The following is a 21,690-nucleotide window of genomic DNA, read 5'->3' as shown; positions in this document are numbered from 1 at the left end:
ATTCGGGCCGCGTCGCGCTGCCACTGCTCGGCCTGCGCGAGCGACACCGGCGACCGAGCGGGCGCACCGTCGCCGGTGCCCGTCTCTCAGGGCTCGTCGGCGGTCGGTCCGTAGATCTGCGGAACCGGGACGTCCAGCAAGCGGAGGTATACCCCCAGCTGGCCCCGGTGATGAATCAGGTGGTTGAGCACGAACGAACGCAGTACCACGACACGCGGCATCGTGAAGATCACGTTGCCGCCGTACTTGAGTGACCACGGCACCCCGAAGGCTTCGTCTCCCGTTCCCGCAATCGCCGCCCGTCCATCCGCCACGTTGGCATCGAACGTCGTCAGCAGCGCCGCAGTCGACTCATACTTTGGCGGTACCCATCCGGTGCCCCCGGGCGGATTCAGGTCGAGTTCGGTTTCGGACAAGGTTGGTCCAATCCAGGTCAGCAGATTGGCGATGTGAGCCGAGAGGTCGCCCAGCGAGTACGACTTGGGGTGGGGTCGCCAGGTGGCGTGCTCGTCGGGAACCCGGGAGAGTACGGTCCGGGTGACCGAGGTTTCGTGGTCGTACTCTGGCAGGACGGCGGCGGAGATACTCATCAAGGGCTCCCGGTCGAAGTGCGGGGTTACGAGAACTCGAGTTCACATTGGGTGGCCAGGCGATGACGGGCGCCGCTTGCCGAGATCGGCAGCGGACCAACCGGTGTGTCCTGCGTAGCGACCGCGATCCGCCCGGTAAAGCCGCGGACGCCCAGATAGCCAGCGACGGTCGAGTGGGCCACTTCCGGCGCGTTGCACTGTCGGCTGAGGTGCGCCAGGACCACCACGCCGAGTCCGTCGTGACAGAGGTCGGCCAGCAGCTCGGCGGCGGCCCGGTTCGACAGATGGCCGCCCGATCCTGCAATCCGGTGCTGTACCGAGACCGGGTAGTCACTGGTTCGCAGCATGATTTCGTCGTAGTTCGACTCGACCACGAGCGCGTCACACCCGCGTAGGAGGTGGCGCAGGCCGAGTGTTGCCCGACCGAAGTCATACGCCACGCCAAGGCGGACTTCCTGGTACTCGACGGCCAGCGCCGTCGGCTCGGCCGCATCATGGATGATCCGGCAACTCTCGATCGAAAACGGGCCCAGCTCAGCAATCGAGCTGCTGCGCAGCATGACTCGGTCGACCCCTTCCGGTGGCGCGAGCGATCGCAAGGTTCCCTCGGTAGCTACCAGCGGCACCCCCAGCCGCTTTGCTATCCGGACTGAGCCGGTGGCGTGGTCGCCGTGTTCATGGGTCAGTACGACGCCGTGGACCCGACTGAGATCGACCCCGACCAGTGTGGCGCGCCGCTCGAGTTCCTTGGCCGTGAACCCCGCGTCGACCAGCAAGGCTCCATCGGGGCCGTCCAAAACGAAGGCATTGCCGCCGGATCCCGAGCCGAGTGCCGACAGCGCGATCATTCACCGAACCGGGTGTGAAGTTCGCGCAACGATGCTTCGATCAGTGGCGTGACTTCGACACCACGGCGAGGCATGATCCGGTTGGCTATGGTCAGGAAACCATCGACGGTGAGACGCCCCGCGGCGGCCCAGGTAAACGGTCGGACATACCGCGGCACCGGGTTGGCGACCACGTTGGCGGCGGCGCCGATGACAGTACCGGTCGAGAGCAGGCTGCCAATCGCGGTCTTGGCGTGGTCGCCAATCAGGCTGCCGAGGTTAGTGCGGCCAGTATCGTAGCGACCGCCCGGCAAGTCGAGACGGATGGGCCCGTAAGTGTTCTTGAGGTTCGAGGTGATGGTCCCGGCGCCCAGATTGACCCAGTGTCCGATGACGCTGTGACCGACGAATCCGTCGTGGCCCTTGTTGGCGTAACCGAGAAAGACAGAGTGCGCCACTTCACCGTGGATCCGACAGTGCGGACCGATCACGGTGTGCCGGATTGCGCCGCCCAGCAACCACGACTGTTCGGCCACATAGAGCGGGCCTTCGAGCCGGGTTCCGGCACGCACCTGGACGCCGGGTTCCAGGACGATCGGCCCCTTGCGGACGTCGAAGACGACGTGGGGCTCGACCGCCGCATCCCGGACGATAATCCCACTCGGGTCGCCCAGGACGATGGCACCGGCCGGGACGCCGTCGTGCGGCTGGTCCACCAGCCCGGCGCAATCCGCAACGAGGAGCTGCTCCAGCGCACCAAGCAGATCGGGTGTGCCGGCCAGGCGGAGCCCGGGAACTTCGAGTCGCCGACCGGGCCGCGCATTGGTCGACCACCGCTCGCCGGGGTCCAGGATCCATCCGACCGTCATGCCATCGATCCCGAGCGTCTGGGGCGCCCCGCTGAGGTCGATCGCATCCCCGATCGGGATAAAGTCGGAACGTACCACGATGGCCGGTCCGGCAATGGTGGCCGGATCGGCCACGGGCAGGGCATCGGCGTCGGTAAACCCGGTACAGGTTGGCGCGACCGACCAGACCTGATCCGCGGCAAGCGCCCGCTGCCACCGTTCCCAGATTCGCCAGGCGCCAGCACGCAGCTCGCCGATGGGGCGAACACCGAGGAAGGGTGCCCACCGGTCGTTCGGGTGCGGCGGGTCGACGACGAATAGCCTGCGCATGATTTAGATGTCCCGGATCCGAGGCTCGAGCCGATCGAGCACAGTCTTGAGGTCCGCGGCCTTGCCGCGCCCGAGAATCAGGAGCCGGCCGTTGGCTTCGACGATCACGAGGTCGCTGACGCCGCTCACCACGATCGGCGTCCGCTCGCTCCAGGCAATGATGCGGGCGGCGTCGACCGCCGAGACATCGCCGACCAGCACGTTGTCATGATCGTCGTGCGGACGCACCCGGCTCAAGGCCTCCCAGGTACCAATATCGTCCCAGGAAAACCGGCCTTCAATGGTAGCGACCGCCTGGCTGCGCTCCAGGACCGCCGTGTCGATGGCGACGGATGGCACGGTCTCGAAGAAGGCGGTCACGTCACCACGATCGAGTGCCGCATAGCCCGCGGCCAGCTCGGGCGCGATCTCCTCGACTTCGTTGCGCAGCACGGTGCTTCGCCAGGCGAACAACCCTGAGTTCCAGAACGCACCTTGCGCGATCAACTCGGTGGCGCGCTGGGCCGAGGGTTTTTCGGTGAAGGCGGCAACCCGGCGACCGCCGCCTGCCAGGGGCGCTCCGGGAATGATGTAACCGTATCCCGTTTCCGGCCTGGTCGGAGTCACGCCGACGGTTACCAGAACCGGCTCGCCTTCGGCGAGCGCAAACGCGGCGTTCCCCGCATCGCGAAAGGGAATCGGATCGGGGACGTACCAGTCGGCATGCAGGGAGAGCAGCACCGCGTCGGGATCCCGACGCGCCGCTTCGTGGGCTGCCCAGAGGAGGGCGGGGGCCGTCGACCGGGCGCGGGGTTCGATCAGCACGTTGGCGGCCGGAAGTTCCAAGGCTGCCTGGAGCGGCGCCGCCAGGTGCGCACCAGTGACCAGCAGGACGCGTTCGGGCGCAACCAGGCCCTCGAGTCGCGCCAGGGTGGCCTCTGCGGTGGACTGCGCATTGATCAGGGGCAGCAGCTGCTTGGGGCGGGCCGCCGTCGACAGTGGCCAGAACCGGCTGCCGGAGCCGCCCGCCAGAATGACGGCCCAGCGCATGCTCAGACGGCCTCGCTCAGCTGAGTGCGGTGCCGGCGGATATCGAAGAGGAGAGCGCCAATGTCCCGCCCAGGCTCGGCCAGCACGACCAGGGAGTGCTGCCGATCGAGTCGGGTCACCACGACCGGTCCGGCGTCGAGTTCCACCACGACATGGCCGGTTGCGTCGCCACCGGCGGCGTGACCGATTTGCTCGGCTTGGGAGAGCAGGGCCAGCGCCAGGGCGGCAACGGCTTCGCCATCAGCATCCGCCGGGAACATGTCGTGAATCAGCAGCCCATCTTCGCTGATCACGGCAGCTCCACGAACGTCGATATAGGACGGCCAACGGCCGATAGAATCGCGAAATGTCATGGCAGGCCGGTGAGGATGGGCGGAGACTACTTGCGGCCTGGGAGCGAAGTCAAGGAACGACTGTGGGTTGACCGAGGTTTGACCCGTCTTTAACCTTCGGATCTATGCGCCTCGTAGTCGGAATGACCGCGGTAGTGGCAGCCCTGACCGCGTGCGGGAATCCGTACGCGATTCTGCCGGCCACTATTCCCAATATGGTCGACACGGTCGAAATCTTTGCCGTTAACGGGACGGGGCTCAACCGACCCAGCGGCTACGTGATGTCCAGCCGGATTCCCGTCCGACTTGGTATCGACGTCACTGCCTACAACTTCGACTTCCTCTATCGGATCGATGCAACGACGGGTCCCGAGTTGGTACCCTACCGGGTGGTAGCGCCGCCGCCACCGGGCTCGTCGACCTTGGGCTTTCCGGGGCTTCAGCCCTCGACCACGGGGTTCGATGCCATACAGGAGGCCCAGCAGGTCGGCTACGTGGTCGACCGGCCGACGCGAATCGAGGTTGGCCAGGTTCTGTACGCCCGCTCGGGTCTTCCGAATGGCTGTTTCCTGAACATCCCGTACTACGCCAAGCTCGAGGTGCTGAGTTTCGACGAGGCCGCCAGGTCGGTGCGTTTCCGCGTCCTCGTCAACATCAACTGCGGCTACCGCCAACTCCAGCCTGGTATTCCCAGGCAGTGATTGATCTCAAGGCATTTCGGCAGGATCCGGAGGGGTTTCGCATCGCGATCCTCCGGCGCCTCGATCCCGCGTTGCCGGAAGCGCTCGACCGCCTCGGCGAGCTCGAACGCGAGTGGCGGGGGCTCGTGGCGCAGGTGGAAGGGCTCAAAGCTGAACGAAATGCGGCCACCGAAGAGGTCGCTCGTCGCAAGCGTGCCAAGCAACCGGCGGATGACCTGATGGTCCAGCTCAAAGAGTCGGGCGAACGGGTCAAGCAGCTCGATGGCGCAGTGCGCCAGGTCGAGGAGGCGTTGCTGCAGGCCGCGCTGGGCATTCCGAACCTTCCGTTGCCGATCGTGCCGGACGGTGACGCCACCGCTAATCAGGTGCTCCGGGCCTGGGGCGAACCGCGGCAGTTCGACTTTACCCCCAGACCACACTGGGAACTGGGCGAGGCACTGGGACTCTTCGACCTGCCCCGTGGCGCCAAGCTGACCGGGTCGGGCTTTCCCCTGTTCACTGGGATGGGCGCCCGATTGGTGCGGGCCCTCGCCAACTTCATGCTCGATCTTCACACCCGCGAGCATGGGTACCGGGAGGTCCAGCCGCCCTACCTGGTCAACCGTAGCACGGCCACCGGTACTGGACAGCTGCCCAAGTTCGAAGAGGATATGTATCGGACCGAGGACGACTTGTTTCTCATTCCGACCTCCGAAGTGCCGCTCACCAACATCCATCGTGATGAGATCCTCGATGCTGCTGTGCTGCCGATTGCCTACACGGCCTACACGCCGTGCTTTCGGCAGGAGGCCTTCTCGCACGGCAAGGATACCCGCGGCCTGATTCGTCTCCACCAGTTCGACAAGGTCGAGCTGGTCCGACTGGTTCGAGCGGAAACGAGCGCGGCTGAGCATGAGCTGCTCACCCAGCATTCGGAAACGGTGCTCCGGCGGCTGGGCTTACCCTACCGGGTTCTCTCGCTCGCCGCGGGCGATATCGGGTTTGCCTCGGCACGTACCCTCGATCTCGAGATCTGGGCGCCCGGCACTGAAGCCTGGCTCGAAGTCTCGAGCGCGAGTGTCTTCACCGATTTCCAGGCTCGCCGCGCGAATCTGCGGTATCGTCCCGCGCCTGGCGCCAAACCCGAGTTCGTCCATACCCTCAACTCATCGGGCGTGGCGTTTCCTCGCACGATTATCGGGATCCTCGAACACTATCAGCAGGCGGATGGCTCGGTCGTTGTTCCCGAGTCCCTGGTTCCGTACCTCGGTGTGGAACGCCTGACGGCCTAGACAGGTTTCGGGGTGGCTTGCCGCCCGATTAGCTTGTCACCGTCCGTCGCGCCGAACCCACGAGCGCTTGCCCTCGACCTTCGCAGAACGCTGCCTCGTGTCCTCTGCCTCCGATCTTCTCGTTGCCCTGAATCCCGAACAGCGAGCCGCCGCCGAGCATCTGACCGGCCCCGTGCTCGTGCTGGCGGGGGCCGGGTCGGGCAAGACGCGAGTGCTGACGACCCGGATTGCCCTGCTGATCCAGGAACATCAGGTCCCGCCTCAACAGATCTTTTCCGTCACCTTCACCAACCGCGCGGCGGGAGAGATGAAGGAGCGGATCGGAACCATGCTGGCCCGTGATCCTACCGGGCTCTGGATCGGCACCTTCCACTCGCTGTCGGCTCGCTTGCTGCGCCGGGAGGCGGAGCGACTCGGCTTCTCCCGCGAGTTCACGATCTACGACGAAGACGACCGCCTCTCGCTGATCAAGCGGATCCTCGAGCAGCGACGACATTCACCCAAGCTGTATCCGCCCAAGCTGGTGCAGAGCCTGATTTCGGGCGCCAAGAACCGGATGCAATCGCCCGAGGATCTGGCGGCGTCCGGCAGCGATCCGCTGACCAGCGTGGCGGCTGACGTCTTTCGCGATCTGACCTCGGCCCTCAAGGCCCAGAATGCGATGGACTTCGACGACCTGATGCTGCATCCGCTCACCTTGTTCCGGGAACATCCGGATCGGCTCGAGTGGTACCGCCGGCGCTTTGCCTTCGTGCTGGTGGATGAATTTCAGGACACCAACAAGGCGCAGTATCAGCTGGTACGGCTGCTGGGTGCGCACCAGAACGTCTTCGTCGTCGGCGATGACGACCAGTCGATCTACGCCTGGCGCGGCGCCGAAGTACGCAACATGCGCGACTTCCAGCACGACTTTCCCGGCAGCCGCCTGATCCGTCTGGAAGAGAACTACCGCAGCACCCAGACCGTGCTCGATGCGGCCAATGCCGCCATTGCCCTCAACACCGGGCGGATCGGCAAGACTTTGCGGACCAGGCGGAAGGGCGGAGACCCGGTCACCGTGCTCGGCGCCGCCGACGAGCGCGACGAAGCCGAGTGGATTGCCCGCGAGTTCGCGGCCCGTCGCTCGGCCGGAGACTACGGCACCAGCCAGATGGCGGTGCTCTACCGCACCAACTTCCAGTCCCGCGCCATGGAGGAGGCCTTTCGTCGGGCGGGGGTGCCGTTTCGACTGGTCGGATCGGTCAGCTTCTATGACCGGCGCGAAGTCAAGGATCTGCTCGCCTACCTGCGCCTGATCGTCAATCCTGCCGACGACGAGGCCTTCCTCCGCGCCATCGGCGTTCCCAAACGCGGCATCGGTGACACCAGCCTGCAGACCCTGCTCGGCGCGGCCGCGGGGTGGCAGAAGCCGCTGCTCGAGTCGGCCGCCATCGGCGACCGGGTTCCCGGCCTCCGTCCCAACGTGCGCGAAGCGCTGCGGCGGTTTGCCGAGCTGATCAACGGGCTGCGTGACCGGGTGGGCGATCGTCAGCCTGCCGAGGTGCTGGAGGCGCTGATCGAGTCGCTCGGGTACGAGCGGATGCTGCTCGACGAGGGCCCCGAGGGCAAGGATCGCTGGGACAACGTCAAGGAACTGGTCGCTGCTGCCGCGAGTTGGTCCGAGGTCGTCACCGACGGCGAGGACACGACAACACCGCTGATGCGCTTCCTGGCGGAGGCTGCGCTGCTGTCGAACCACGATACCCAGGAAGGCGATGAGGTTGGTGTCACGCTGATGACGATGCACACGGCCAAAGGGCTCGAGTGGCCCGTGGTTGCCGTGGCCGGCCTCGAGGACGGTCTGTTTCCGCTGGCCCGATCGACCGAGTCCCAGGAAGGGCTGGAGGAAGAACGGCGTCTGTTCTACGTCGCGCTGACGCGAGCCAAGGACAAACTCTACTTGAGTCACGCCCGGTCTCGGAGGCGCGGCGGGGAGATTCTGCCCAGCATGCCGTCGCGTTTTCTCGAGAGTATTCCGCCGGGCATCGTCGACGAGAAGCGGACCTCGTCACTATTCGCGCCAAGCTGGAAGCAGGCCTCCGCAAGCCGCTACGGGCGCTCCGGCAGCTACGGATCGTCGGGCGGATCCGGACGGACTCCCCAGCGCGGCTGGCAGCCTGAACGGCCCGCGTCCAGGCCGGCTGTGCCGATGCCACGGGTCGAAGCGGAAGAGCAGTCGCAGGACGCCCCGCGCCTGATCAAGGGCGAGCGGGTCCGACATCGCCGCTTTGGCAGCGGCATCATCCAGGGCTTGTCCGGGGCCGGGAAGGACCTCAAGGTGACGGTACGGTTCGACGCCGAGGAGTTCGGCATCAAGCAGCTGCTGGTGGCCTACGCCGGCCTCGAGCGCGACTGGGAGAGCGCATGAGCATCTCACGCCAGGATGTCCTGCGGGTCGCTCGGCTGGCGGAGCTCGACGTTCCGGACGCGGCCGTCGAGCATCTGGCCGCGCAGCTGGCAGAAATCGTCGACTATGTCGGACAGCTCGCCCCGGTCAGTGACGAGGGGACCTCGCTGCCCGTCGGTCCCGAGCAGACCGCGCTCCGACGGGACGTCGTTGCATCGGTTCCGTTGGTTCACGGCATCGAGTCCATCGCCCCTGCGATGGTCGACGGCTTCTTCGTGGTGCCCCGTTTGGCCGCGATGGACGACTGATGAGCTTCCTGGCGCTGGCGCAGGCAGCTGCGGAGCGACTCGAGCGGGCCAGGGGGCTCAACGCCGCGCTGGCGGGAACCCGTGCCGATCTCGAGGCGGAAGCGGTCCGCGTGGCCGCACGCGCCCCTGAAGGCGTCCTTGCCGGCATGCCAGTGGCCGTCAAAGACAACATCGTGACGGCCGAGTTGCCGACGACCTGCGCGTCGGCAATGCTGGCCGGGTATCGATCGCCCTATACGGCGACAGTGGTCGAGCGGCTTCGTGATGCTGGCGGCGTCGTGGCCTGCAAGACCAACATGGACGAGTTCGCCATGGGGTCGTCGAGCGAGTACTCGGCGTTCGGGCGGGTGCATCATCCGCTCGACCCGGCGCTGGTGCCGGGTGGCAGTTCCGGCGGATCGGCCGCACTGGTCGCCGCCGGCGTGGTACCTGCGGCGCTGGGGTCGGAAACGGGCGGATCGGTTCGGCAGCCTGCTGCGTTCTGCGGTATCGTCGGTGTCAAACCCACCTATGGGCGGGTCAGTCGGTTCGGGCTGGTGGCGTTCGGGTCCTCCCTCGACTGCGTCTCGGTGTTTGGACGAGACGTCGACGCGGCTGCCCGGGTGCTGGCGGCGATTGCCGGGCCCGATGCTCAGGACGCGACGACGGTCGCAGCGCCGCCGCTGACGCTGGAACGCCCGCGCGATGATCTGCGTGGCCTGCGATTCGGTTTGCCGCGCGAGTACCTGCCCGCGGATCTCGATCCCGGTATCCGTGCCGGGGTCGACGGCGCGGTCGCGCTCGTGCGCAGCTTGGGGGCAACCGTCGTTGATGTCTCGCTGCCGAGCACTTCCTACGCAGTACCCACCTACTACGTGGTCGCGCCTGCCGAAGCGGCGGCGAACCTGGCGCGGTACGACGGGGTGCGGTACGGCAACCGGAAGATCGGTGCCGCGGGCGACCTGCGGGCCCTGTACCGAGCGACCCGCGGCCAGGGATTCGGTGCCGAGGTTCGGCGGCGGATCCTGATCGGAACCTACGTCCTGAGCGCCGGGTACTACGATGCCTACTACGGCCGTGCCCAGGCAGCTCGGCGCCGGATCGCGCGGGATTTTCAGAATGTCTTCGAGTCTGGCGTCGACGCCCTGCTGACGCCGACGACGCCGACGCCCGCCTTTGCGGCCGGATCCAAGGTCGATGATCCGGTGCAGATGTATCTCGCCGACGTCTTCGTCTGCGGAGCGAGCCTTGCCGGGCTCCCGGCCATGAGTCTGCCGATCGGTACCAGCAACGGCCTTCCCATTGGCCTGCAGTTGATCAGCCCCGCGTTCGACGAGGCGCGGATGCTGGCGATGGCGCAGGTCATCGAGCGGCACCTCGATGCCGCGGCGGAGGTGCGCTGAGATGCCCTGGGAAACCGTCATCGGTCTCGAAGTCCACGTGCAGCTCGCCACCCGCTCGAAGCTCTTCTGCGGTTGCTCGACCGCGTTCGGCGAGCGGCCCAATTCCAATGTGTGTCCGGTCTGCCTTGGCCTGCCGGGTGCGCTACCGGTGCCGAACGAACAGGCTGTGCGGCTCGGCACCCGGGCAGCGCTGGCGCTCGGGTGTACGGTTCACGAGCAGAGTGTGTTTGCCCGGAAGAACTACTTCTATCCGGACCTGCCCAAGGGCTACCAGATTTCGCAATTCGATCGGCCGCTGGCCACGGCCGGGTTGGTTCGTTGCGAGAGCCCCGAACGCGGCCTCGTCAGGATCGGGGTGACCCGGCTCCACCTGGAGGAGGACGCAGGAAAGCTGCTGCACGATCGCGTGCCCGGAGCGACAGCCGTCGATCTCAATCGGACCGGGATTCCGCTCGCCGAGATCGTCAGCGAGCCTGACCTCCGGAGCCCGGCTGAGGCCCGTGCATATCTGACGGTGCTGCGGCAGATCCTGGTCTATGCCGGCGTCAGCGAATGCAGCATGGAAAAGGGCAGCCTCCGGGTCGACGCCAACATTTCGCTACGGCGGCCGGGCGAGTCCCGGCTGGGCACCAAGACCGAACTCAAGAACATGAACAGCTTCGCCAATGTGGAGCGGGCGCTCGAGATCGAGCGGGCGCGCCAGCAGGCGGTGCTCGAGTCCGGCCAGGCGATCGAGCAGGTGACGTTGCTGTTCAACGCGACGACCGGAACCGTCAAGCCGATGCGCAGTAAGGAAGAGAGCCACGACTACCGGTACTTCCCCGATCCGGATCTGCCGCCGCTGGTGCTCGGGGCTGCCTGGATTGCCGCGGAACGCGCCGCGCTTCCGGAGCTGCCCGAGGCCAAGCGAATTCGGTTCGCGGAGCGGTACGGCCTGTCGGGGTACGATACCGGAGTGCTGACGGCAGAACAGGCGGTTGCAGACTACTACGAGGCCGTGGTAGGGGCCGGAGCGGATCCGAAGGCGGCCGCCAATTGGGTCTCGACCGAGGCGCTGCCCGGGTTCAACGAGCAGGGGCGCTTTCCGGTCGCCGCAGATCAGCTGGCGGCGTTGATCAGCTTGGTGCGCACTGGCGCGGTCAGCCATCAGGCCGCCAAGAAGGTGTTTGTTGCCATGGCTGAGACGGGCGAGGCGCCCGATCTCGTGATCGATCGGCTGGGCCTGGGCCAGGTGCGTGACGACGGTGCCCTGGGGGCGTGGGTCAGCGACGTGATTGCCTCACACCCAGCCGAAGTGGAACGGTACCGGCAGGGCGAAGTCAAACTGATAGGGTTTCTGGTCGGCCAGGTCATGAAGAAGAGTCGTGGCAAGGCCGACCCCAAAGCGGTCTCAGACCTCGTTGCAAAGGCACTGGCATGAGTCTCAGCGTTCGGTCGGTTGAGTCGATTCGGTCCGATTTCCCGGCGCTTGCCCGGCATCACCGTGGTGCACCGATAGCCTTCTTCGACGGGCCTGGAGGAACCCAGGTTCCGCAGTCCGTCATCGATGCCATGGTCGATTACCTCGCTCGGCACAACGCCAATACGCATTGGGATTATCCGACCAGCCACGAAACGGACGCGATGATTCAGGCTGCCCGTGAGGCGTTTGCCGACTACTTCCACTGCGCGAGCGACGAGGTCGTCTTCGGGCAGAATATGACCACGCTGACGTTTCACCTGAGCCGAGGCCTGGCCAATGGTTTTGCGCCGGGAGACGAACTGGTGGTCACCGAGCTCGACCACCACGGCAACGTGGCACCGTGGGCGGCGATTGCGCGGGAGCGTGGACTCGTGCTTCGGCGGATTCCCTTCGATCCGGAGACCGGCACGCTCGATACCGACCGCCTGATGGACGCCATGACCGATCGGACCCGGGTCGTGGCGATGGGCTTGGCCTCCAACGCCATTGGGACGGTCAACGACGTCGCGACCGTTTGCCGCGCCGCGCGCGAGCGAGGGGTGCTGAGTTACATCGATGCAGTCCACGGCGCTGCGCATCAGCTTCCCGATGTCCAGGCGTTCGCCTGCGACTTTCTGGTCTGTTCACCCTACAAGTTCTATGGTCCGCACTTGGGGGCGCTCTACGGTCGACGGGAATTGCTCGAATCGGTGGCGGTTCCCAAGCTGGAGCCTGCGCCTGACACCGCCCCGGAACGCCTGGAGACGGGCACCTTGAGCCACGAGGCGATCGTCGGTGCGCATGCAGCCGTCGAGTACCTGGCGAATCTGGCGCCGAGTGCGAACCGACGAGCCTCGCTGCTTGCTGCGTTTGACGCGCTGCACCGCCGCGGCATGGAATTGTTCGAGCGGCTCTGGTCCGGCGTCGGGGAGGTGCCCGGTGTTCGCCGGTTCGGCCTGCCACCGGAGGGCTCCCGCACGCCGACACTCGGGTTTGTGCTCGAGGGCGTGCCGGCGCAAACCGTGGCCCGGCATCTGGCAGATCGCGCGGTGTTCGCCTCGCACGGCGATTTCTACGCCGCAGGCGTCATCGAAGGGCTGGGACAGGCGGAACACGGGATCGTTCGGGCCGGGATCGCCTGTTACACCGATGCTGCTGAAATCGATCGGTTGGTGGCGGGAGTTGCCGAGCTGGCGAAGTCGACGGTGCGTTGAGGGCCTTCAACAGGTAGGCGCGCTGGTACTTCAGCTGGTGGGGCAAGACGGTACGAGGGGCGATCCTATCGCCCCTCGTACCGTTTCGGGTCAACTCTTCTTCGCGGTCGCGACCTTCTTGGTGCCCCGAGGACGCTTTTTGCCCGTGGTTCCCCGAAAGATCTTGCCCTTGCGACTGCGTCGGTCACCCTTGCCCATCGTTCAGTACTCCTGGTGTGTGTGTGTCGTACAAGGCCGGTTTGCCGATCAGCGGCATCCACGGCCGTTCGATCTTTGATGCCTGCCAGAATCCCAGATCGAGGTCCGGGAGCCCAAATCGTTCTTCTGCCGCTTCGATCATATGCTCCGGGACCCAGAGCCCGCCCTTCCAGAGTGCTTCGCGGCGCCACCGTTTGGCCCGACGCAACGGGCCCTCGCCAGACGGGTCCCACTCCCGCGCCACGCCCTCTCGATCCGAGATACCGGCGAGGGTCTGCATCACCACCTCGTACGAAAGGGCGAGGTGGCGCTCGACGTCCTCGTCCGTCAGCAGAAAGCGGCTGACGCCTCGCGCGGCCTGCATCGCGCGTTGCCAGCTCTTGGTGTCGGAGAGGTGGACGATGCTCCGAAAGATACGTCGATTGGTTCTGACGCTGAACAGGGTCGGCGAGATGATGCGCTCGAGGTGCAGATCCGATCCCGAGTGATCCCGCCGAATCAGCTCACGCGCCAGTCGGGCGTAGCGGTCGGTCAGATGCGTTTCGACCCGCAGTTCCCAGTACTGGTGCCCCATGGCCCGGGTGCTGCTGGTCAGCAGCAGCTGCCGGGGAATGAAGTAGTTGTGAGCCACCGTATCCGCGGCCAGATGCGCCAGGTACCCGAGACCGAACGAGCGGAGTGCTTCCGTCTCGGCGTGGTCGAAGGTCTCCTGCCCGACGTTCCAGTAGTGCGAATGGCGACCGGCGGGAACGTAGCGCTTCGCGATCGACGTGTCCGGCGCGATCGAGCCGTAGAGGAAGTCGTGCGGAAACGAGCCGATCAGGGTTGCGACATGGGACGGCAGCAGATGCAGGTTGGCAAGGACTGTCTCGCCCAGAAATACATGCGTGCCATGGGTCCAGGCATAGGCCGTGTCCGGCAGCAACACCGCAGCGATGCAGCCGAGCAGAACACCAGTGACCACCAGCCGCCGAGCGCTCACCGACGGCGTCCCAGAAAACGCTTGATCCGGCTGAGCGCCGACGTCCCGGTCCGGACCGAGCGGAGCGTCGACGCCACGGAAAGTGCCGTTTCCTCGACTTCAGCGGAGACGACCTCGTAGAGCGCGTCGAGATCCTCGAGGCGGTCACGGACTCGGCCCGCGCCCCGCATGGCGCTCTTGCGCAGACGCCGTGAGCTTTTCAGAATGGCACGGACTTCGTCCTTGACCTCGCCGGTTACTTCGATACTCGATCCGACCCAGGCGTTGAGTGCAGTAATGGTCGGCCGCAACTCCTTCCGCAGCTCGGCGACCTCCTTGCCGAGGCTCTCCATCTGATCGGCTGCCTTCTTGCCGGCCATGAGCAGCGCCGCAACGAACGAGACAAAGCCGATCGCAATGATCACGAGCGACAGGGCGATGGTCGGTCCGACCCATCCGGGTACCGTCGTCATATCCACCTCATGGTCCGCATCCTCACAAGATAATGTCCTCGCCTTGACGCGCCGCTAGCCCGGTGGCGAGGTTGTTGGCCATGCCTCCTCGATTCGTCGTACAAGGCGGCCGTCCGCTCAATGGAACGGTGCGCCCCGCTGGAAACAAGAACGCCGCCCTGCCGATCCTGGCCGCAACCTTGCTTGCCGACGAACCGGTCGAGCTCAGCAACGTGCCCCGGATCCGCGACGTCGAGCTGATGATCGCGTTGCTCGAGCATCTCGGCGCCCGAGCAGAATGGATCGGACCCAACCTGGTTCGGGTCGATGCCAGCAGCGTCAGTTCGAAGCCGCTGGATCCGGCGCTTTGCGCCCGAATCCGCGCCTCGATCCTCCTGGCGGCGCCGCTCCTGGCGCGATTCGGTCAGGTGACGCTGCCCCCTCCCGGGGGGGACGTGATTGGCCGCCGCCGAGTCGACACGCACTTCCTGATTCTCGAAGCGCTTGGCGCGACCGTGCGGGTCGGCGACCGGTATGAGATCGAGGCCAAGCGCCTGGTTGGGGCCGACATCTTTCTCGACGAGCCCAGCGTAACGGCGACCGAAAATGCGCTGATGGCCGCGGTGATGGCCGAGGGCACCACCACGCTCCGTAACGCTGCTGCCGAGCCGCACGTCCAGGACCTGGCCCGGATCCTGGTGGCCATGGGGGCGGAAATCGACGGGATCGGAAGCAATACCTACGTGATTCGGGGTGGCCGACCCCTCAAGGGCACCAGCTACGAGATCGGCCCGGATCACATCGAAATCGGCAGTTTCATCGGGCTGGCGGCCGTCACCAACGGTCAGATCGTCATCGACGGGGTTCGCGGGGACGACCTGCGGGCAACTCTGATCGGATTTGACCGACTGGGGATTCGCCCGCGTCTCGAGGGCGGCCGGCTCACGGTCGATCGCAACCAGGAGCGCCGGATCCGATCGGATCTCGGCGGGCACGTGCCGAAGCTCGAGGACGGTCCCTGGCCGGCCTTTCCGGCGGACACCATGTCCATCGCCATCGTCGCGGCGACGCAGTGCGCCGGCATGCTGCTGGTGTTCGAGAAGATGTTCGAGTCGCGGCTCTATTTCGTGGACAAGCTGATCGGGATGGGCGCCCGGATCGTGCTCTGTGACCCGCATCGGGCTGTCATCTCGGGGCCGTCCCCGCTGCGGGGCGGGGTCGTGGAGTCACCCGACATCCGGGCCGGCATGGCCATGCTGCTGGCCGCGCTCGCTGCGGAAGGCCAGAGCGTCATTCACAACGTGGGCCAGATCGAGCGCGGCTACGAGCGAATCGACGAGCGCCTGCGGGCCCTGGGAGCCGAGATCCAGCGTTTCGATGACTGAGGTGGCGGTCCTCGCTGAGCAGACCGTGGCGGGCGCGCCGGTACCGTGGGCGCTGGTGCCTGGCTGGCGGGAGCGCTTCGGCGTCGTGGCAGGCATCACGGAGCGCGGCGATCCGGCAGACCCGTTTGATCTCGGTCTTGCCGGGACGGCCCCGATCGGAGCGGTGCTCGAACGCTGGCGGCGGGTCCAGGAGGCTGTCCCGGGGTTCAGCGGGATTGTCGTGGCCCGTCAGGTCCACGGCGTCACCGTACTCTGGCACGATCAGGCTCGAGCGGGCTGGACTCTCCTCCATGGAGCCGACGGCCATGCCACCGCCGCGCCGGGCCTGTTGCTCACGGTGTCGCTGGCCGACTGCATTCCGATCTACCTGATCGATCCGGTGCGGCGGGCCGTCGCGCTGCTTCATTCGGGCTGGCGGGGCACGGCTGGCGAGATTCTCCGGGCGGGCGTCGAGCTGCTGGCGCAGCGGTCGCGGTCACGCGCCGAGGATCTCGCGGTCCACGTCGGAGTCGGGATCTGCGAGTCCTGTTACGAAGTCGGAGCCGAGGTTGCCTCGGCCTGCGGGCGGCCGCTCGCCGATGGGGCTGCCGGCGGGCTCGACCTCCGCGGGGTGATCGCGGATCAGGCCGGAGCGCTTGGCATCACCGACCTCTCGGTCTCGCCGCTCTGCTCGGCGCACGACGCGGGTCGCTTCATGAGCCATCGGCGGTCATCGGGGCGGGACGGGCGGATGATTGCGTTGCTTGGGCTATTGCCAGAGTGACCGATTACGCGTCACTGGACAGGCAGCAGAGGTCTTTGGCCGGAGCCGGGCGAACCCGGCGGCGCCAGTACCGCGGGGAGCTCACGTAACGGCCTGTCAGACAAGGCCATAGGGCAACCGGGGTCGATTGACGCTCAGGCCCCGCTCGGCTAACTTCAATGTCTGGCGCGGGGAGTTGGGTGATGTGGGGTGTTCCCCCACATTTTTGTTTTCGGAACCAGTTCTGGTCCGTCCCCTCGCCAGAGGGGATGCGCGTTGCAGGTGCCCATCCGCGGTCGTCCTCGAAACGATTCTGGTACCGTAGCGTCGCGAGTCTCGTCGGAGACTCGTGCTCAACCGTGGGCCTCCGAAGTGGGGGAATGTCGATGGCGGGTTCCACCGAGATGCTGGCAGCGTTTCGTGAGCTGACCAATGCGAAGCAACTGGATCGAGCGGATTTGCTCGATCTGCTTCGCGACGGCATTCACGCAGCGCTGGTTCGCAAATACGGCCCGAACGTCAAGTTCGAGATGAACGTCGACGAGTTGCAGGGTGTGATCCGGGTGGCGCGGCTGCGCACCGTGGTCGAGGAAGTCGACGATCCGAGTTCGCAAGTCTCCATCGACGAGGCGCGCTACGAGGACGAGGATTTCCAGGTCGGCGACGTGCTCGAAGAGGATGTGCCGTTCAGCGACTTCGGCCGCTTGGCCGTGCAGGCTGCGAAGCAGCGCATCATCCAGCGGGTCAGGGAAGGCGAGCGCAGCAAGATTCGCGAGGAGTTCGGCGACAAGGTCGGCGAGCTTCTGTCAGGTGAGGTGCAGCAGGTCGAGCGTGGCAAGATCGTGTTGATGCTGGCCAAGTTCAAAGAGGCTGAGGCCATCATCCCGTATCGGGAGCAGAATCACCGGGAACATTTCCACCAGGGCGACACCATTCGGGCCGTGCTCAAGCGGCTCGAAGAAACGCCCAAGGGCCCCCGGTTGGTATTGTCGCGCGCCGATCCGTCGTTTGTCGCGGCGCTGTTCCGGCTCGAAGTGCCGGAAATTGCTCAGCAGATCGTCGAGATCAGGGCGATTGCGCGTGAGGTCGGCAGCCGTACCAAGGTGGCAGTGATCTCCCGCGATGACGCCATCGATCCGGTCGGGGCCTGTGTCGGTCTCAAGGGCTCCCGGGTCCAGGCGGTCGTCAACGAGCTCTCGGGTGAGCGGATCGACATCGTCCCGTGGTCGCCGGATCCGGAGCGGTTTGCGCGGCTTTCGCTTGCGCCTGCGCGGGTGGCGAAGGTCTTTTCCGATCCGGAAACCAAGACCATTCAGGCCGTGGTCGACGAGGATCAACTCTCGCTCGCCATCGGCAAGAACGGGCAGAACGTGCGGCTGGCGTCCGAGTTGACCGGCTGGAAGATCGATCTGTATTCGAGTCGCGAGTGGGTGGAGCGCGGTGGTGAAGGCCCGCTGTTCGCGCTGGCGCCCTTGCCAGAAGATCGGGCGTCGCAAGTTCAGCTGGCCGAGCTCAAGGGGCTCTCGCCGGAAGTACTTGGCGCGCTCGATCGGGGTGGATATCGGACCCTCAACGACATTCTGGATCTCGAGCGTGATGACATCGCCTCGATCGAGGGTATGACGCCTGCGGCGGCGGAAGAGCTGCTTGCCTTCCTGGCGGACCTGACGGCCGACGACGCGGGCGAGGACGCAGTCAAGAGCGAATGACCGGACTGATCGGTCTGCTGGGGCTGGGACTCCGGGCGGGCCATGTGGTGATCGGAGTCGAAGCGGTGCGGCGCGCGCTTCAGGAGGGCGAGTGCCGCTGTATCGTCGTGGCAAGTGATGCGAGTCAGCGGGCGCTGGAAAAGGCGTCGCGGCTGGCGACCGCGCGCGGGGTGCCGCAGATCCCCGGCCCGACGGCGCAGGAGTTGGGGGCCCGGCTGGGCAAGCCCCCGGTGATGGTGGTGGGTGTACGTGATCCTGCGCTGGCAGACGGACTGATCCGTCTTGCCGGAGCGCAGGATGCGATGGAGGCCTGAGTGGTCAAGACGAAAGTCCAAGATCTCGCGACGGAATTCGGAGTCCCGACAGAGCAGCTGATGTCGGTGCTCAAAGACATGCATGTCGTCGTCCGGGGGCCGTTGCACCCGCTCGACGATGCGCAGGTAGCTGCTATCCGGCTCCGCTGGGAGCGCGAAAAGCGCAAGCAGGCTACCGCCGAGGAGCCCAAAAAGACGCGGCGCCGAACCACCAAAGCGAGTGCAGCCCCGGCGGCGCCTGCTCCCGCGGCCCCGACCGCCAAGCGTCGCCGGACCGCGGCCGAAGTGGCCGAGTCCGAAGCCGCTGCGCAGGCTGAGGCCGAGAAGGTCGCGGCCGAATCAGCGACGTTCGAGCGCGAGAAGCCCGTCGTGTTCGAGCGCCCCGAGCCGCAGCCCTCCGCGCCGATGCCGACGCTGGATGAACGGGCCCGCGCTTTGTTCAAAGACCTGCCGCCCGCACCGGAGCCAGAGGCTGAACCGGAGCCGGTCGACGAGCCTCCACCGCCCCCGCCCAAGGCTGTGGCCCCGCCGCCCCCGCCGTTGCCCCCGATTCCGCCGCGGACGGTGTTGCCGCCTTCGGTTACCTCAGGTGGTGAAGGCGGCCCGCCGGCGCGTCGAACTTTCGTACCTCCGCGGGTTCAGCGCGGTCCGGCCGGTCCTCGCCCGGTTTTCAGCAGCACCTCGGGTGCCCCGAACCGTGGTGGCGCCCCGTCGGGCGAGCGCGGCGGTTTTGGCGGGGGGCAGCGCCCCGGTGGTCCCGGGCGTCCGGGAGGTACCTTCAACCGGCCAGGCGGACCGCAGCGTCCCGGTGGGCCGCCCAGGGGTGGCCAGCGTCCCGGCGGCCCGCCCGGACGTCCGGCAGGTCCGGGTGGTGCGCCGGGGGCCCCGGCGCGGAACTTCGGTCCCGATGCGCCGTCCCGTTCGGCGCAGGGTGGTCGGAAGAAGGCCAAGCGGGGGCGGAAGAGCTATGTCGATCAGGATCAGGTGCAAGCCAACATCCTGAAGACGCTCCAGGGCATGAAGGGCGGTCCGCGCAAGCGCCGCTCCGACGAGCCCAGCTACCGCGACATGCTCGCCAGCCGAAGCGCCGAGGAGCGGGAGCGGGAAAAGACCCGGATTCGGGTCAACGAGTTCATCTCGGTGGCCGAACTGGCCGAGCTGATGAAGGTGCCGGCGACGCAGATCGTCCAGTTTGCCTTCAAAGAGATGGGCATGATGGTCACCGTGAACCAGCGGCTCGACTTCGATCAGATCGAACTGATCGCGTCGGAGTTCGGGTTCGAGGCCATGCGGGAAGAGGAGTACGCGGCCGAACTGGGCAGCGAGGCGCCGGAAGAGGCGCCGGAGCTGCTCCAGCCGCGCTCGCCGGTGGTCACGATCATGGGTCACGTCGACCATGGTAAGACCTCGTTGCTCGACTACCTGCGCAAAGCGAACGTGGTCGCGGGTGAAGCGGGCGGGATCACCCAGCACATCGGCGCCTACCATGTCTCGCTGCCGTCGGGCAAGGAAATCACCTTCCTCGACACACCGGGTCACCAGGCCTTTACCGCCATGCGCGCCCGCGGTGCGCAGGTCACCGACATCGTGGTGCTCGTCATCGCAGCCGACGACCAGGTGATGCCGCAGACGATCGAGGCGATCAGTCACGCCAAGAATGCCGGTGTGCCCATCATCGTCGCGATCAACAAGGTCGACCTGCCGGCGGCCAATATCCCCAAGGTCAAGCAGGACTTGCTGCAGCATCAGGTCGTGCTGGAAGAGTTTGGCGGCAACGTGCTTTCAGCCGAGATCTCGGCCAAGAAAGGCACCGGGATCGACCATCTGCTGGAGCAGATTCTGCTGCAGACCGAGATTCTCGACCTTAAGGCCAATCCGGACTCGGAGGCGTCGGGTACGGTGCTCGAGGCGACGCTCGATCCGGGCAAGGGCCCGTTGGCGACCGTGCTGGTTCAGCGGGGCACGCTTCGGGTGGGCGACAACTTCATCTGCGGCAAGTTCTCCGGGCGCGTCCGCGCCATGACGGACGAACGCGGCAAAGCGGTCAAGCAAGCTGGTCCGTCGATTCCGGTGCGCGTGCTCGGATTCGAGGGTGTGCCGGCGGCCGGCGACAGCTTCATCAGTATCGTCGATGCGGTCGAAGCGCGTGACATCGCGCAGAAGCGACAGCGGCTCGAGCGGGAAGCGCAGAATCGGCGCAGCCAGCGGGGTGGATCGCTCGAGGACATCAGCCGGCAGCTTCAGGCCGGCCGGGTCACCCAACTGCCCATCATCATCAAGGCCGACCAGGGCGGTCCGGCCGAAGCGCTGGCCGACGCGATCTCGCATCTGTCCAACAGTGAAGTGCGAGTCGAGGTCGTGCATCGCGGTGTCGGTGCCATTACCGAGAGCGATGTGCTGCTGGCCAGCAGTTCCGGCGCGATCATCATCGGCTTCCACGTTCGTCCCGACGCCAACGCGAGGGCCGCGGCGGAGCGGGAGCACGTCGATATTCGCACCTACCGGATCATCTACGAGGCTGTCGAGGACGTTCGCAAAGCCCTCGAAGGCCTGCTCAAGCCGGAAGAGAAGGAAATCGTCCTGGGCGAGGCCGAGGTGCTCGAGACGTTCAAAGTCTCCCGGGTCGGCACCATTGCCGGTTGTGCGGTGCGGTCGGGCGTCATTGCCCGGACTGCCAAGGCTCGCGTGGTGCGCGATGGCTCGGTGGTCTACACCGGCACGTTCGGCAGCCTGAAGCGGTTCAAAGAAGACGTCCGCGAGGTCAAGGAAGGGTTCGAGTGCGGTATCGCCATCGAAAACTTCAACGATCTCAAGGTGGGCGATCGGATCGAGGCGTTCCGGGTCGAGGAAGTGAAGCGGACCCTCGCCGCGAGCGCCGGGGCGGAGACCTGATCCCATGGCCGGCCGCTCGGGCAATCGCCGCCGCCCGGATCAGGTGGCTGAGGTGGTGCGTCAGATCGTGGCGGAGGCCCTGATCCACGAGGTCCGGGATCCGCGGGTCCGTTCGGCGACGGTCACACGGGTCGAAGTCACGCCCGATCTGTCGGTCGCCCGGATCTTCGTGACGCTGAGTGGCGAGGGAGAGGAGCAGAAGGCCGAGCTCGAAGGGCTGGAGCGGGCCGCCGGCTTTCTGCGCACCAAGGTGGCGCACGCGCTCGATACCCGGATTACCCCGGACCTGCAGTTTCAGGTTGACCGGGGCCGGGAGCATGCGGCGCGGATCGATCAGATCCTGGCCGATCTCCGGCGCGAGGAGACCGAGTCCTGAAC

General features: G+C 66.3%; 21 protein-coding genes. 13 read left to right on the top strand and 8 right to left on the bottom strand.

Annotated features, from left to right (window positions below; translation table 11 throughout):
* Positions 1-86: 86 nt before the first annotated feature.
* From KF785_03605 to KF785_03585, 5 genes are read right to left on the bottom strand one after another with little or no spacing between them, the layout of a single operon-like run.
* Positions 87-590, bottom strand: a complete 504-nt coding sequence (locus tag KF785_03605; GenBank protein ID MBX3145828.1) for a DinB family protein — start codon at positions 588-590, stop codon at positions 87-89.
* Positions 591-616: 26 nt separating this feature from the next.
* On the bottom strand, positions 617-1,438 hold the full coding sequence (locus KF785_03600) for an MBL fold metallo-hydrolase (protein MBX3145827.1): 822 nt from the start codon (positions 1,436-1,438) through the stop codon (positions 617-619).
* Positions 1,435-2,595 (bottom strand): hypothetical protein, encoded by a 1,161-nt coding sequence (locus tag KF785_03595; protein ID MBX3145826.1) that lies wholly within the window; start codon positions 2,593-2,595, stop codon positions 1,435-1,437. Before KF785_03595 ends, KF785_03600 begins: the two co-directional genes overlap by 4 nt.
* A 3-nt stretch (positions 2,596-2,598) precedes the next feature.
* Positions 2,599-3,624, bottom strand: coding sequence for a mannose-1-phosphate guanylyltransferase (locus KF785_03590; GenBank protein ID MBX3145825.1), 1,026 nt, complete (start codon positions 3,622-3,624; stop codon positions 2,599-2,601).
* A gap of 2 nt (positions 3,625-3,626) precedes the next feature.
* A complete protein-coding gene (locus KF785_03585) occupies positions 3,627-3,917 on the bottom strand; it encodes a roadblock/LC7 domain-containing protein (protein ID MBX3145824.1) in 291 nt (96 codons plus the stop codon).
* Positions 3,918-4,099: 182 nt separating this feature from the next.
* Here KF785_03585 and KF785_03580 point away from each other — a divergent pair, with 182 nt between their 5' ends.
* The 7 genes from KF785_03580 to KF785_03550 all read left to right on the top strand — a co-directional run bounded on the left by KF785_03580 (position 4,100) and on the right by KF785_03550 (position 12,659).
* Complete coding sequence (locus KF785_03580) at positions 4,100-4,657, top strand: hypothetical protein (protein ID MBX3145823.1); 558 nt, start codon at positions 4,100-4,102, stop codon at positions 4,655-4,657.
* On the top strand, positions 4,654-5,928 hold the full coding sequence (gene serS, locus KF785_03575; protein MBX3145822.1) for a serine--tRNA ligase: 1,275 nt from the start codon (positions 4,654-4,656) through the stop codon (positions 5,926-5,928). Before KF785_03580 ends, serS begins: the two co-directional genes overlap by 4 nt.
* Before the next feature lie 97 nt (positions 5,929-6,025).
* Complete coding sequence (locus KF785_03570; GenBank protein ID MBX3145821.1) at positions 6,026-8,335, top strand: exodeoxyribonuclease V subunit gamma; 2,310 nt, start codon at positions 6,026-6,028, stop codon at positions 8,333-8,335.
* Positions 8,332-8,622 carry an aspartyl/glutamyl-tRNA amidotransferase subunit C gene (locus tag KF785_03565; protein MBX3145820.1) on the top strand — a complete coding sequence of 97 codons (291 nt, stop codon included), beginning with the start codon at positions 8,332-8,334 and terminating at the stop codon, positions 8,620-8,622. Before KF785_03570 ends, KF785_03565 begins: the two co-directional genes overlap by 4 nt.
* Complete coding sequence (gene gatA / locus KF785_03560; GenBank protein MBX3145819.1) at positions 8,622-10,004, top strand: Asp-tRNA(Asn)/Glu-tRNA(Gln) amidotransferase subunit GatA; 1,383 nt, start codon at positions 8,622-8,624, stop codon at positions 10,002-10,004. Before KF785_03565 ends, gatA begins: the two co-directional genes overlap by 1 nt.
* 1 nt (position 10,005) lies before the next feature.
* Positions 10,006-11,424 carry an Asp-tRNA(Asn)/Glu-tRNA(Gln) amidotransferase subunit GatB gene (gene gatB, locus KF785_03555; GenBank protein MBX3145818.1) on the top strand — a complete coding sequence of 473 codons (1,419 nt, stop codon included), beginning with the start codon at positions 10,006-10,008 and terminating at the stop codon, positions 11,422-11,424.
* Positions 11,421-12,659, top strand: a complete 1,239-nt coding sequence (locus tag KF785_03550) for a cysteine desulfurase-like protein (GenBank protein MBX3145817.1) — start codon at positions 11,421-11,423, stop codon at positions 12,657-12,659. The genes gatB and KF785_03550 overlap by 4 nt, the downstream gene beginning before the upstream one ends.
* Before the next feature lie 90 nt (positions 12,660-12,749).
* Here KF785_03550 and KF785_03545 read toward each other — a convergent pair whose 3' ends face one another.
* Genes KF785_03545 through KF785_03535 form a run of 3 tightly spaced genes read right to left on the bottom strand, consistent with a single transcriptional unit; the run spans position 12,750 to position 14,291 of the window.
* On the bottom strand, positions 12,750-12,857 hold the full coding sequence (locus tag KF785_03545) for a 30S ribosomal protein THX (protein MBX3145816.1): 108 nt from the start codon (positions 12,855-12,857) through the stop codon (positions 12,750-12,752).
* On the bottom strand, positions 12,844-13,839 hold the full coding sequence (locus KF785_03540) for a zinc dependent phospholipase C family protein (protein ID MBX3145815.1): 996 nt from the start codon (positions 13,837-13,839) through the stop codon (positions 12,844-12,846). The genes KF785_03545 and KF785_03540 overlap by 14 nt, the downstream gene beginning before the upstream one ends.
* Entirely contained in the window at positions 13,836-14,291 is a 456-nt protein-coding gene (locus KF785_03535) for a hypothetical protein (GenBank protein ID MBX3145814.1), read from the bottom strand. The genes KF785_03540 and KF785_03535 overlap by 4 nt, the downstream gene beginning before the upstream one ends.
* Positions 14,292-14,371: 80 nt before the next feature.
* Between KF785_03535 and murA the strand changes: the two genes are divergently transcribed.
* The 6 genes from murA to rbfA all read left to right on the top strand — a co-directional run bounded on the left by murA (position 14,372) and on the right by rbfA (position 21,688).
* Complete coding sequence (gene murA / locus KF785_03530) at positions 14,372-15,655, top strand: UDP-N-acetylglucosamine 1-carboxyvinyltransferase (GenBank protein MBX3145813.1); 1,284 nt, start codon at positions 14,372-14,374, stop codon at positions 15,653-15,655.
* Positions 15,648-16,418 (top strand): polyphenol oxidase family protein, encoded by a 771-nt coding sequence (locus KF785_03525; GenBank protein ID MBX3145812.1) that lies wholly within the window; start codon positions 15,648-15,650, stop codon positions 16,416-16,418. The genes murA and KF785_03525 overlap by 8 nt, the downstream gene beginning before the upstream one ends.
* A 365-nt stretch (positions 16,419-16,783) precedes the next feature.
* Positions 16,784-18,106, top strand: coding sequence for a transcription termination factor NusA (gene nusA / locus KF785_03520; protein ID MBX3145811.1), 1,323 nt, complete (start codon positions 16,784-16,786; stop codon positions 18,104-18,106).
* Entirely contained in the window at positions 18,103-18,420 is a 318-nt protein-coding gene (locus tag KF785_03515) for a ribosomal L7Ae/L30e/S12e/Gadd45 family protein (GenBank protein ID MBX3145810.1), read from the top strand. The genes nusA and KF785_03515 overlap by 4 nt, the downstream gene beginning before the upstream one ends.
* Entirely contained in the window at positions 18,421-21,312 is a 2,892-nt protein-coding gene (gene infB, locus KF785_03510) for a translation initiation factor IF-2 (protein ID MBX3145809.1), read from the top strand. It begins immediately after the preceding gene.
* A 4-nt stretch (positions 21,313-21,316) separates the two neighbouring features.
* Positions 21,317-21,688, top strand: a complete 372-nt coding sequence (gene rbfA, locus KF785_03505; GenBank protein MBX3145808.1) for a 30S ribosome-binding factor RbfA — start codon at positions 21,317-21,319, stop codon at positions 21,686-21,688.
* The last annotated feature ends 2 nt before the right edge of the window (positions 21,689-21,690 follow it).

It is taken from the genome of Gemmatimonadales bacterium, assembly GCA_019637315.1.
Taxonomy (GTDB): domain Bacteria; phylum Gemmatimonadota; class Gemmatimonadetes; order Gemmatimonadales; family GWC2-71-9; genus SHZU01.
The sequence above is the reverse complement of the archived record's forward strand: the minus strand, read 5'-3'. Positions and strand labels throughout refer to the sequence as shown.